The following is a 13,906-nucleotide window of genomic DNA, read 5'->3' as shown; positions in this document are numbered from 1 at the left end:
TAAATCAAAAAGATAAGTTAACTTTCTGAGTGAATTAGGAATATTCTGTCACGCGGAATGGTCTTGCCTTAATGAGACCTGTCTCAATGGAAGTGCTTATTTTTTGGCACGAAAGAGGTTCTGAGCGGGGGAAAAGGGCCTTCCCGTGGCGGGAAGGCAGCGTTGATACATTATTTTTGTGCAGAAGCACTCATGTCGCGATCGCCGCTCACGCGCACCACAACACGACGGTTAGGGGCATTACAGGCGATCAGCGTTTTTTTATCGGATGCCGCGCAGTTGTTCACGACAGGCTCCTTGCTGCCCACGCTGGTCGCACTCATCAGGCGAGCCGGAAGGCCGTTCTCCGCCAGCATAGTACGCACGGTCTGCGCGCGCTTCAGGCCAAGGGCGTAGTTGCCGCGATCGCTGCCGATGGCGTCCGTGTGGCCGATCACCTGGATCTGCTTCAGCTCAACGTTTTCACGTTTGATCGTCGCCACCAGATCCTTAACGGCCTGATGACCCTGAGCAGAAACGCCTTTCGCGCTGCCCTGACCAAAACGGAACATCACGTCACCAGAGAGGGTGTAATCTTTGTACCGGGGTGCAGGCAGATAGTTACAGGCCTCGACGCTGGACGCGCGGGACAGCACGTGGATCTGCTCGCGCAGACCCGCGAGATCCTTCTCCGCCTGCTCGCGCGTACGGGCTTCCGGCACCGCATTCATCGTGGAGCTGACGCGCACAAAGTAGGTTTGCCCTCCGCTCATCTCAACGTTATAGCCCTGCTCTTTGCCATGGTACTGCGGCGCATCATTCTGATACGCACCCAGATTATGCTTACCCGGAGCCAGACAGAATGTCGTAAAGCCGCCAGGTAACAGCGCGTCATGGAATTCATTGTCGACATAAATATGCGCCGCACCGCCCGCCGTATTGCTGGCGTCACGGTAGTAAACCACCTGCGTTTGCGTCTGGCTGACGGGCGCAACGGGCTGATAGGTCTTGCCAAAATTCTCCGCCGCCAGCGCCGGATGAAGAATAAATGCGGATGAGGTAAACAGCGCCGCGAATAAAGAGGTCTTGAAAAAAGTCATAAATCCTCCAGAGGCCTCCCCGAAAGGAGGCCTGGAAAAGTTTAAGTTAGTGATTATTCACGTTGACGGTCACACCGGTTTGCACCAGCAGTTCCACATCCAGGTTTTCGACCTGGTATATCTGGTACTCGACACCAGACACCTTGACGTTACCGGCATTGGTCCAGTTACCCGGATCGCTGTTATCAGGCAGCAGGTCGCTCAGGTTCACCACATCACCTTTGTTCCCCTGAACCATCAGCTGTTTATTGCCATCGGCGATAAACATATCCTTCTCTGCGTGGGTCAGCACATCGTTCAGGCTGATATTCAGCTTGTCCTGCTTGCTGTTGGTCAGATCAATGGTCTTGTGCTGGAGGTTATCCAGGTTAATCTCACGATCGTTCAGCGTGCTGACAACACTGGCGTTATCGTCATGCTGCTCTTCAGCATTCATCATCATGGACATAGAGCGGCCTGCGGAACGGCTGGCAGCCTGTGTTCCCCATGAAATATTGTCCAGCCCCAGACCACTCTGGTCATTGCTGTAAATGTGAATTTTAGCGATCGTTTCACCGGCTGGTGCCTGGAAATTAAAGTTCACGTAGTCCGTACCACTCGTTCCACGCCCGCTCAGTGAGCCAATCTCTTTTCCCGCAGCATTATAAAACTTCACGTAAGCTGCTGAGGTTGTTGTGCCGCTCCCGTATCCACCCCATCCCATTAACTGGAAGTTAATGCGATCTGTTTCACCCACGGTAAAGGTTGTTCCTGCGCTTCCCTGAGCGATATACAGGAACGGGTTACTGTAATAACCACCGTTTGCCGTGGTCGATACGCGGGCATCTCCTGACAATAACGTAAAGCCTGAATCGGTCGGTTTACCAATCGTAAGGGACATATTCGCCAGCGCGTTGAAGTCTTCTTTACCACTGGTGACAGGCGAAACGATTGTCAGGCTTCGCGAAACACCCGCACTCCTGTTACCCGCCTGGTCAACAGAGAATACGCTGAAGGTATGGTTGCCCAGTGGCAGCGCTGGCGGCGTAAAACTCCAGTTACCGTTGGTGGCAACAGTGCTATACGTGGTTCCATTCACCGCGATATAAACCGTGCTACCTGCCTCTGCCGTACCATTCAACGTTGGCGTACTGTCATCCGTCCGCCCCAGGTTGGCAACATTGCCTGTTTCTGCCCCTGCGTTATCTATCACGCTGGTGATCGCTGGCGCGGCGTTAACCGTATCCACCGTAATCGCGAAGTTTGTTGAATTCGCCGAACGGTTGCCAGCCGGATCGATAGAATAAGCCTGGAAGTTATACGTCATGTTGTAGTTCGTGGTGAGTGGGAAGGACCATTGCCCATTCGCACCCGCCGTGGTCGAACCATGCACAGCACCGTTTGCCGGGTTGATGATATACACCACGCTGCCCGCTTCCGCCGTGCCGCGCAGATCCAGCGTACGGTCGTTTGTGACGCCGCCGTTACCTACCAGGCCGTTATAAACGCCACCCTGGACATCGTCGAACGAACCGGTGATTGTCGGTGCGTTATTGACGGTGTCGACCGTCAGCGCAAAGCCCGACGAGTTCGCGGAACGGTTCCCTGCTGCGTCAACAGAATATGCATGGAAGTTGTACGTCTGGTTGTAGTTCGTGGTAATCGGGAATGACCATTGGCCATCTGCGCCCGTAGTAACGGAGCCCGCAACCGTACCGTAGTTATCCACCACAATGTAAACCACACTACCAGGCTCTGCTGTACCTTTCAGCTCCGGCGTGCGATCGTTGGTGACACCGCCGTTACCAACCAGACCGTTGTATACCCCGCCCTGAACATTGTCATAGGCACCGGTGATCACCGGCGCAGCGTTGACCGTGTCTACGTTGAGTGAGTAGGTCGCCGATTTTTCGGACACGTTGCCCAGGTCATCCTTCGCGATGGTGTAGAACATGTGCGGACGGCCTGCAGCCGTGTTTGCGACAGCACGCTCCCAGCTCCAGTTGCCGTTTCCATCGGCTTTCACCGTATCAATCACCGCGTTGTTATACGCGTTGTAGATGTACACGATGCTGTTCGCTTCTGCCGTCCCGCGCAGTTCCATATTCGCATCGTTGGTCAGCCCACCGTTCGGCACCAGGGCTTTATAGATGCCGCCTTCCACGTCATCGTACGCGCCCAGAATCACCGGCGTGGTCGCTTTGGTATCGACTTCCAGACCATAATGGTTGGATTCACCCGACACGTTACCCGCCTTGTCCTGCGCCCTCACATAGAAGTCATGCTGCGCATCGGACAGGGCTGGAGAGGTCCATTTCCAGTTACCATTCTCATCGGCATATACGGAATCAATCGGCACGTTGCTGCCCGGAACGTAGATTTTCACCAGGCTATTTTTCTCAGCGGTACCACGCAGTTCAGGCGTTGCATCGCGTGAACGGCTGCCGTCGGCGATCAGGTTGCCCGCGTCGTCATACATGCCCTTGATGGTCGGTGCATCCGGCGCCTGAGTATCAATGGAGATATTCCACGGGGCCGTTGGCGCACTCTTCACGCCGGTTGGGCTCTGGAATACCGCCGTCAGAGACAGCTCGGTTCCGTTGTTCTGCTGTGGCAACGTAAAGTTCCAGGTATTCGCTGGTCCAACGGTGACGGAGTCGATCAGTCGGGTACCGTCGTAAATGAACACGACGTCGCCCGCCACACCGGTACCGTGCAGCGTCGGCGTGGTGTCATCGGTCACAGCCGGGTTCGCCAGGTCACCCTGAACCAGGCCCACGTCATCCGCCACGCGGTCCAGGGAACCGGTTGGTACGCGAGTATCCAGCGTCAGTTCGAACGGCGCGGTTTGCGCACTCTCACCCGCACCGGCGTCTTCACTCGCGGTGATCTTATAGGTGGCATCCACAGACAGCGCCGGGCTGATGGTGTACTGCCATTCGCCGGTCACGGCGTCTGCACGCACGCTATCCATGTATTTGCCGTCAACATACACCTTCACCAGCGCGCCGGCCGTTGCGCGGCCCACAACCGTTGGGGTCGTGTCGTCGGTGTGGCTACCGTTGCCCAGGTTACCCACGATGTCGCCCTGATCGTCCACAACGTGGCTGATGGAGACGCCATTACGGCTGGTGTCCACGATAAAGTGGATCGGATCTGAAGCCGGACCGACGTTACCCGCTTTATCCTCGATAGAGACTTTCCAGGTGTAGTCACCATCCGCCAGCGCCGGGGCCGGGGTGTAGCTCCAGTTACCTTTATCGTCTACCGGTACGCGCACGGTGGTGCCGTTACCCAGATCGATAATCGCGGTACCACCAGGCTCACCCTTACCGCGGTAGGTTGGGGTGTTGTCATCGGTGGTGTCGTCGTTGGCGATGAGGCCTGGCGTGCCGAAGTCGTCCCACAGCTCAATGTCGGTCGCGGCCAGCGGATCTACGGAGTCCACAATAATGACCCATTCGCCGGTTTCCGGGCTGCGGTTACCCGTGACATCTTCCGCGACGGCGCGGAAACGGTGCTCGCCCTGCGACAGCGCGGTGTCAAAATTAATCGTCCAGCGGCCGCCCGTTACCATGGCGCTGCCGATCGGGTTCGGGTTGGTGCCATCGTACAGATAGACGGTCGTACCATCCTGCGCGGTCCCGGTAATGGTCGGGCGATCGTCGTTGGTGATGCCGCCGTTTTGTACCGTCCCGACATGCGACTCAACGTCGTCGATTACGTCGGTGATAGCCGGTGCCGTCGGAATGCCGCCCGCCAGCAGATCGAACGAGAAGGTGTCAGACGGTTCAGAACGCAGACCCGCTTTATCCTGCGCCACGACGGACACGTCGTAATGACCGTTTGCCAGGCCCAGCGGCGGTGTCCAGGTCCAGGTGCCGGTGCTGTCAGCCGTCACCGAGTCAACCGTACGGCCATTCACGATGATAAACACCAGGCTGTTCTTCTCGGCGGTACCGGTGAAGTCCGGGGTGCTGTCATCCGTAATGCCGCCGTTAGCGATATTGCCGGTCTGCTGACCTGCGTCATCGAACACGGTATCGATCGTCGGTTTTGCCGGCGGCTGGGTATCCACGATAAAGCCGATAGGATCGGACGGCTCGCTGGCGTTACCCGCAGGATCGACAATCACCACCACGGCTTCATGCTCGCCTTCCGGCAGCGGGTTTTCCGGGGTGACTTCCCATTTGCCGTCGTCGCCCACAATCGCGGTGCCCACGACTTCGTCGTCGATAATCAGTTCAACCGTTTCGCCAGGCACAGCGCCTTCGCCGCTGAATACCGGCTGCGTATCGTCAGTGACATCACCGTTGTGGATAGGCCCGACAACCGGACCCTGGTCGTCTTCAACGTCACCAATGATCGGTTTGTTCGGTGCTTCGGTATCAATCACCAGCTTCCACGGCGCGGTCGGTGCGCTTTCCACACCGGTCGGGCCGCGGAATACGACGCTGACGTCCAGCGCGGTGCCGTTTGTCTGCTCAGGCAGGGTATATTCCCAGCTGCCGTCAGCACGTACGGTGGTCGAATCGATGATGTCATTCCCGTTGCGAATGAACACGATATCCCCGGAACGGCCGGTACCGTGCAGGGTTGGCGTGGTGTCATCTGTGACCGCCGGGTTAGGCAGATCGCCCTGATAGCGGCCAACATCATCCGACACGCGATCGAACGTTCCCGTCGGGACAACGGTATCAATGGTCAGCAGGAACGGACGTGTCGGCGGCGGGATTTCTCCAGGACCGCTGTACTCACCCGCGGTGATTTCGTAGGTTTTACCGGATTCCAGCGCCGGGTTGATCTCGATGTCCCATTCACCCGTTACCGGGTCGGCAATCTTCGAGCCCACGGCCTCGCCATTCACATACAGCGTCACCAGAGAGCCCGGCGTCGCCGTACCCACGATAACCGGGTTCACATCATCGGTGCTGCTACCGCTTGCCAGCGGGTTGGTCAGCGTGCCGGTATTATCTTCGGCGTGGCTGATGGACACCGCATTCCCTAACGTATCAACGATGAAGGTGATTGGCGTAGTGGATTCCCCGCGGTTGCCCGCCGCATCTTCCAGCGCGACAGACCAGGTGTAGGTTCCGTCCGCCAGCGCAGGCGCAGGCGTCCAGCTCCAGCTACCGGTTGAATCAACCGGTACGCGAACGCTCTGACCGCCACCGAGGTCGATCACCGCAGTCATGCCCGGCTCACCCTTACCGCTGAGAGTGGGGGTATTATCTTCGCTCAGGTCCCCGTTATGAATTTCACGTGGGAACTGAAAATCGTTCCATAATAAAATATCTGTAGGCAGTGGCGGCAGCATTGCCATAGCGCCGATATTTGGTTCGGTATTGTTGTTAGAAGAGATGGTCTTTTTCATACTATTTTCCAAATAAATTCTGTTTATGTTCTGGTCAAAAACGTTCCGGAGGTCCCAATGAGGGAACCTCCCTTTCCTGGCATCAATTAATGGTTCTGCAGCGTGACCGTGACTCCCATCTGAACGAGGATCTCGGTATTCAGGCTGTCCATCTGGTAAGACTGATACTCCACTCCTCCAACATTCACCGTACCGCCATCGGTCCAGTTACCCGGGTCCATGCCGTTCGGCAGCAGATCGCTCAGGTTGACCGTGTCGCCCGCATCGCCTTTCACCATCATTTGGTTAAAGTCGTTGTCGTGGAACAGGTTCTGCGTGGCGTTTTCCAGCACATCCCCCGCGCTCAGCGTCAGGGTGTTGTTGCCTGTTCCGGTAATGTCGAACACTTCCATTGACTGGACTTTGTTGGTCAACACGCTCAGGTCGAGGTGCTGATCCGCCCCCAGCAGCTTCAGCGTGTCCGTGCCTTCTCCGCCCTGAATTACCGCATCGGACAGGTTTGCCACGTCAGCCACCTGATACAGGTTGTCCGCCGCATCGCCGTACCAGATATCGCCCTGGTTATCCGCCAGGAATTCGCCAGGGGTAACGGTTGTCGCTGGCCCGCTTACTACCAGGTTGTCGATACTGAAACCGAACCCGGAGCTGCCAGCCTGCTCTTGATGGTGGATCTCCATCCGGTAAACCGACGTATCATCCGGGCTGGTAAACGACACGGGGACGTTACGACCGTTGTTAAAGGCATTCACCGTCTGAGAGCCAATCTCATTGCCGTTGATGTCGTAGAAGGTGACGACCGTCGTTGGGCCAGCAACTCTCGGGTTGAAATCAAAATTGACGGTGCGAGCACCGTACTGGAAGTCGACAAATATGCTGCCTTCCATCCCGTTGACGGGCGAATTACTGTACAAATACAGAATGCCGGTGCTTCCAGCCGGACCCACGATCTCATTATTGAACGCATACTCTTCCGTAGCGGTATTCGTGGTGTGGGAGAAACGCATCCCGTGCACCCACTCACCGGCATCAATCGCGCTGAACTCCGCAGGTGACTCGAAGTTGTTGGTACTGGTAAACGCGCTGGTGCGGTAGCTGGAGCTGTTGCCCGCCGCGTCAACTATCGCCGCGCCCACCGGAATATCGGTGTAGCCACCCGCTGGCATGGTCAGGGTGACATTGCCGTTAGCGATATCCGCCGCCGTCAGGGTGTGCGTGACGGTGATGTCACCGCTCTTCAGCACCACGGTGTCACCCTCGACAACGCCGCTGCCCGGCAGCGTGACGGTCACGTCATTACCGCTGCGCACCACGTCGGTTGGCGCGTCTGGCGCAACCTGATCGAGCACCACCTTCTGCGAGGATTCGGTGTAGTTTCCGGCGGCATCGACGACGCGAGTCTGGATAGTCCAGTCCGCGCTATGGCCTGTCGCATCAACAAACGCCCACTTGTCACCGTCAACCATGGCTTCTGTCCAGGTCTTCCCACCGTCGGTGGAAACCATCACGCGATCGCCCGCTTCCAGCGGTGCAGAGAGATGGCCGCTCACCAGGCTGCCCGCTTTACCGCTGTTGGTAAGGAAGTCGCTGCCGCTGAAACCGGAGTCCTGGGTCATGTCATCGACCACCGCGCTGCCCGTTGGCGCCTCGGTATCAATGATGATTTTCCACTCCGCAGACGGCGCGCTTCTTACGCCAGTCGGGCTCTGGAAGACTGTCGTCAGTACCAACTCAGTACCGTTGTTCTGCGCAGGCAGGGTGTAGTTCCAGGTGTTGCCTGGCCCAACGGTCACGGAGTCAATCAGCGTGGTGCCGTCATAAATGAAGACCACATCACCCGCCACGCCTGTCCCGTGCAGGGTTGGCGTGGTGTCATCGGTCACTGCCGGGTTCGCGAGGTCGCCCTGCACCAGGCCCACGTCATCTGATACGCTATCGAACGAGCCAGCCGGTACGCGTGTGTCCAGCGTCAGCTCAAACGGCTCAGTCTGAGCGCTATCACCCGTGCCGGTGTTTTCACTGGCCGTGATCTGGTATGTGCCGTCTGCGGTCAGCGCCGGGTTAAAGGTGTAACGCCACTCACCGGTGCGCGCATCGGCAATCACGCTGTCGACAAGCCTGCCGTCCAGATACACTTTCACTTCTGCACCCGGCGTCGCGCGGCCCACAACGGTTGGCGTCGTGTCATCGGTGTGGCTACCGCTGGCCAGATTGCCCTGCAGCGCCCCTTCATCATCTTCTACGTGGCTGATGGAGATGCCGTTACGGCTGGTATCCACGGTAAAGTGGATAGGGTCCGTCGCTGGCCCCACGTTACCCGCTTTGTCTTCGATGGAGACTTTCCAGGCGTAGTCGCCATCCGCCAGCGCCGGGGCCGGGGTGTAACTCCAGTCACCGTTGTTATCGATCGGAATGCGCACGGTAGTGCCGTCACCCAGATCGACGATCGCGGTACCGCCAGGTTCACCTTTGCCGCGGTAGGTCGGCGTGTTGTCATCCGTCGTGTCGTTATCTGCAATAACGCCCGGCGTGCCGAAGTCGTCCCACAGCTCAACGTCCGTCGCGGCGCCTGGTGGCACGGAATCAATAATAATTACCCATTCACCGGTTTCCGGGCTGCGGTTACCCGCCGCGTTTTCAGCCACCGCACGGAAGCGGTGTTCGCCCTGCGCCAGTGCCGTATCGAAATTAATGGTCCAGGTTCCCCCCGTGACCACAGCGCTGCCGATCGGATCCGGGTTGGTGCCGTCATACAGGTAAACGGTCGTACCGTTCTGGCCGGTTCCCGTAATGGTGGGACGATCGTCGTTGGTAATACCGCCCTGCTGCACGGTCCCCAGATGCGCATCCACATCATCGATGACATCCGTGATGGCCGGAGCGGTAGGAATGCCGCCCGCTACCAGATCAAAGGAAAATGACTCAGACGGCTCGGAACGCAGGCCAGCCGCGTCTTCGGCCACGACTTCAACGTCATAGTGACCATTGGCCAGCGCCGGAGACGGCGTCCAGGTCCATTTGCCTGTAGCATCAGCGGTAACGGAATCCACTTCACGGCCATTGACGATGATGTGCACAATGCTGTTTTCTTCGGCTGTGCCGGTAAAGTCAGGGGTGCTGTCATCAGTAATATCACCGTTCGCCAGGTTGCCCGTTTTCAGACCCGCGTCATCAAATACGGTCTCAATCGTCGGCCTTTCCGGTGGTGTGGTATCGACAATAAAACTGATCGGATCGGACGGTTCGCTGGCGTTGCCCACCGGATCAACGATGACCACAACCGCTTCGTGCTCGCCTTCCGGCAGCGGATTTTCCGGGGTCACTTCCCATTTGCCGTCGTCGCCCACGATTGCGGTACCCACGACTTCGTCGTCGATAATCAGGCGAACGGTGTCGCCAGGCGTGCCGCCGTCGCCGCTGAATACCGGCTGGGTATCATCGGTGGTATCCCCATCGTGGATCGGGCCCACAACCGGACCGACGTCATCTTCAACGTCACCAATAACCGGTTTGGCTGGCGCCTCAAGGTCGACAATAAATTCAAAGTCATCAGACGGTTCGCTGTCGTTACCCGCCGGATCGGTGATGATCACGGTCCCGGTGTGGCTGCCTTCCGGCAGCGGTTGTTCAGGCGTAACTTCCCATTTACCGTCTTCACCGACGATTGCTGTGCCGACCACTTCGTCGTCAACGATCAGCCTGACGGTGTCGCCAGGGGTCGCACCTTCGCCGCGGAATGTCGGCTGGGTATCATCGGTCGCGCCGCCGTTCTGAATGGGGCCCGTCGCCGCACCGACGTCGTCTTCCACTTCGCCAATAATCGGTTTAGCTGGTGCGTCCAGATCCACGGTGAAATCAAAAGAATCGCTCGGCGCGCTGGTGCGGCCGTCCGGGCCTTTACCAATCAGCACAATACTGTGGTCGCCTTGCGCCAGCGGGGTTTCCGGCGTCCAGCTCCATGAACCGTCAGGATTGACGCGGGTTTCGCCGAGTTTTTGGTTGTTTTCCCAGAATTCAACGATGTCACCCGGCGTACCGGTACCGCTGAAGGTTGGGGTGGCGTCATCGGTGACGCCGTTTTGAGGGATCGCGCCGGTTTTCGTGCCGACATCGTCGTGAACGTCGGTCAGCACCGGTGTCTGCACAGGCGCAACGGCACCGCCGTTATCACCGCCATTGTTATTACCGCCATCGTCACGGTTATGACGAATAATGGCGCCCAGGCCCACCAGCGCGCCAATACCGGCTAACGCGCCCAGCGCCAGTAAGGCAGGCGAGAACGCGGTACCCGCAACGGCTAAACCGTCGAGAGCCGCAATAGCGCCCGCACCCAGCGCCTGGGCGGAAGATTCACCATCCAGCAGGAAAGCGGCTTTGTGGTCGTCATCGCCGTCAGTGGCAATGTACTCGTGCCATTGACCGTCTTCGCCTTTACCGACCAGCTCACCCGGATTATCGAAATAGCCTTCAATGATCAGCTGTGGCTGATCTTCGTCAGTGCCTTCCAGCAGAACGAACAGGTCTTTCCCGACGCGTTTCAGCGTAATGTTTTCTGGCGCGACGCCATTTTCCCCTTCCGCAAGAATGTATTTTGCATTCGGGATGGCTTTAATTTTGACAGCACTGCCAACCTTTTCACTGCGCAGAACGTCAGCTTTGACAATCGTCTCTTTATCAACGACTGCAATATTTACTGGCTTGAGATTCATTTTCTAAATTCTCGTGTAAATAATCGATCTGTGTCCGCGCAACGCGCCAGACGCACTTCCATACGGGATACACTCCCTGGCTGACGCTATCTTCCCGGCGGGCAAGTTTTGGCTTAATAAGACCTGTCGCAAACCCGTCTTATAAGTCATTTAAGGGGCAGGAACAGTCAGGATGGCGTGAGGAAAATAATGGCGAAGATAAAGACAAGTCTTGGTTCACTTTTTTAGCGATGGATAGAAAATAATGTTTTTGTTACCCACTCAGGACAGTCAGGAATGTCAGGTAAAAAAGTCATTCTCATGGATTCCAGCCCACTGCTGCGTGCAGGTATCAAGGGCTTATTAACAGAACAAGATTATGAGGTTGTGGCACAATTCCCCGCCATCGAGGAATTGCACAGTGCATTACCTGCGTTACATGCTGACCTGATTATCATGGAACATCTGCAACAAAGCGCCGAGGTATTTTCTTACCTGGCGAAAATAAGGAAAACACACCCTGAGATTTGTGTTCTCATTTTGTCCTCATCATTCAGTGATTTTCACATCCAGCTAAGCAGGCGGGCTGGCGCAGCAGGTTACATCAATAAAAATAGCTCGTTAGAAAAAATAACCACAACCGTCAATAACGTCCTTTCCGGTAAGTATTGCTACGGCTCTGAGCTTTGGCATCATCACGCCAGATATCCGCAGGATGCCTCGTTATTATTATCCCTGTCCCATATTGATATCTGTATTTTGCGTTATATTTCCGCTGGCTATAGCAACCAGATTATCGCCTCGATGCTGGACATAAATAATAAAAAGGTCAGCGCCTATAAGCAGCGTATCATGGCAAAGTTTAACATCACCCGACTGGCGGACCTGGTCGATCTGGCAAAACGGAATTATCTGTACTGAGCGCCGGAAGCAGCCCGGACGACGGTTCGTTCGGGCTTGATGACATAAATCGTTGCAAAACGAATGCTCCGAAAAGAGTGATCTACCGCACATATCCCTCCACATCCACCGAAGCGAATGTCTACGCTTATAGGACGCCCGGAAAAACCTGTCTTCAGAACACACAACCGGAGGTCCTTATCACCATGTTCAACCAGAAACTACAGGCTACCGAGAACGTCGAATTCGAGATTGCAGAAGAGCTGCGCTACGAGACCGATCCCTGCGAGTTAAAACTGGATGAGATGATTGAGGCGGAGCCGGAACCCGAAATGATCGAGGGGCTACCCGCCTCCGATGCCCTGACGCCCGCCGATCGCTACCTTGAACTGTTCGAGCACGTACAATCGACGAGGCTGTTTGCAGACAGCAAAACCTTCCCCGACTGCGCGCCGAAGATGGACCCGCTGGATATCCTGATCCGCTACCGCAAGGTCAGACGACACCGGGATTTCGACCTACGCCAGTTCGTGGAGAACCACTTCTGGCTGCCTGAAACCTACAGCACGGAATATGTTTCTGACCCTGGCCTGTCGCTGAAAGAGCACATTGATAGCCTGTGGCCCGTGCTGACGCGTGAGCCGCAGGACCACATCCCCTGGTCGTCCCTGCTGGCGCTGCCGCAGGCCTATATCGTGCCCGGCGGACGATTCAGTGAGACCTACTACTGGGACTCGTACTTCTCCATGCTGGGGCTGGCGGAGAGCGGCCGTAATGACCTGCTAAAGTGCATGGCGGATAACTTCGCCTGGCTGATCGAGCGCTACGGCCATATCCCTAACGGCAACCGCACCTACTACCTCAGCCGCTCGCAGCCACCGGTTTTTGCCCTGATGGTGGAGCTGTTTGAAGAGGACGGGGTGCGCGGCGCGAAGCGCTACCTCGATCACCTTAAAATGGAGCATGCCTTCTGGATGGACGGCGCGGAGTCTCTGCTGCTTAATCAGGCCTACCGCAGCGCGGTGCGCATGCCGGACGGCTCGCTGCTGAACCGCTACTGGGACGACCGCGATACTCCGCGCGACGAATCATGGATTGAGGACGTGGAAACCGCCCGCCACTCAGGCCGTCCGCCGAATGAGGTCTATCGCGACCTGCGTGCGGGTGCAGCGTCTGGCTGGGATTACTCGTCCCGCTGGCTGCGCGATCCGGCGCGGCTCGCCAGCATTCGCACAACGCAGTTTATCCCCATCGATTTGAACGCCTTTCTGTTTAAGCTGGAGAGCGCGATTGCCAATATCTCGGCGTCGAAAGGGGATAAAGAGACGGCTGAGCTGTTCCGCCAGAAAGCCACCGATCGCCGCGCGGCGGTGAACCGCTACCTGTGGGACGAGGAGAGCGGCTGTTACCGCGATTACGACTGGCGGCGCGAGGAGTTGGCGCTGTTTTCTGCCGCCAGCATTGTGCCGCTGTATGTTGGAATGGCGACGCATGAGCAGGCAGAACGTTTATCTGACGCGGTAAAAGCGCGTCTGCTGACGCCGGGAGGGATTCTGGCAACCGAGTACGAAACCGGCGAGCAGTGGGATAAACCCAACGGCTGGGCGCCGCTGCAGTGGATGGCGATTCAGGGGTTCAAGCAGTACGGCAATGACTCGCTGGGGGATGAAATCGCCTGGAGCTGGCTGCATACGGTGAACCACTTCTACAAGACGCACCATAAGCTGATTGAGAAGTACCACATCGCCAGCAGCACGCCACGCGAAGGGGGCGGCGGGGAGTATCCGCTGCAGGATGGCTTCGGCTGGACCAACGGCGTGGTGCGACGGTTGATTGGGTTGTATGGGGAGCCTTGAGGGGGTTAGGGCGCGGTCTGGCCCCTCACCCTA

General features: G+C 57.2%; 5 protein-coding genes. 2 read left to right on the top strand and 3 right to left on the bottom strand.

Going from position 1 to position 13,906, the window contains the following annotated elements; all coding sequences use genetic code 11:
• Positions 1–170 precede the first annotated feature (170 nt).
• The 3 genes from D5066_RS13915 to D5066_RS13905 form a co-directional block, all read right to left on the bottom strand.
• The gene (locus D5066_RS13915) at positions 171–1,079 is read right to left on the bottom strand and encodes an OmpA family protein (RefSeq protein WP_119916295.1); all 909 of its coding nucleotides are present in this window, start codon (positions 1,077–1,079) and stop codon (positions 171–173) included.
• A gap of 46 nt (positions 1,080–1,125) precedes the next feature.
• A complete protein-coding gene (locus D5066_RS13910; protein WP_119916294.1) occupies positions 1,126–6,432 on the bottom strand; it encodes an Ig-like domain-containing protein in 5,307 nt (1,768 codons plus the stop codon).
• 86 nt (positions 6,433–6,518) lie between these two features.
• On the bottom strand, positions 6,519–11,138 hold the full coding sequence (locus tag D5066_RS13905; protein WP_119916293.1) for an Ig-like domain-containing protein: 4,620 nt from the start codon (positions 11,136–11,138) through the stop codon (positions 6,519–6,521).
• Between the two features lie 276 nt (positions 11,139–11,414).
• On the opposite strand from D5066_RS13905, the gene D5066_RS13900 reads away from it, so the two are divergent.
• Both D5066_RS13900 and D5066_RS13895 read left to right on the top strand, forming a co-directional pair.
• Positions 11,415–12,038, top strand: coding sequence for a response regulator transcription factor (locus D5066_RS13900; RefSeq protein ID WP_119916292.1), 624 nt, complete (start codon positions 11,415–11,417; stop codon positions 12,036–12,038).
• A gap of 185 nt (positions 12,039–12,223) precedes the next feature.
• The gene (locus D5066_RS13895) at positions 12,224–13,873 is read left to right on the top strand and encodes an alpha,alpha-trehalase (RefSeq protein ID WP_080329101.1); all 1,650 of its coding nucleotides are present in this window, start codon (positions 12,224–12,226) and stop codon (positions 13,871–13,873) included.
• Positions 13,874–13,906: the final 33 nt, after the last annotated feature.

The sequence above is a fragment of the Enterobacter chuandaensis genome, from assembly GCF_003594915.1.
Taxonomy (GTDB): Bacteria; Pseudomonadota; Gammaproteobacteria; order Enterobacterales; family Enterobacteriaceae; genus Enterobacter; species Enterobacter chuandaensis.
This window is presented reverse-complemented; position numbering and strand designations above follow the sequence as displayed.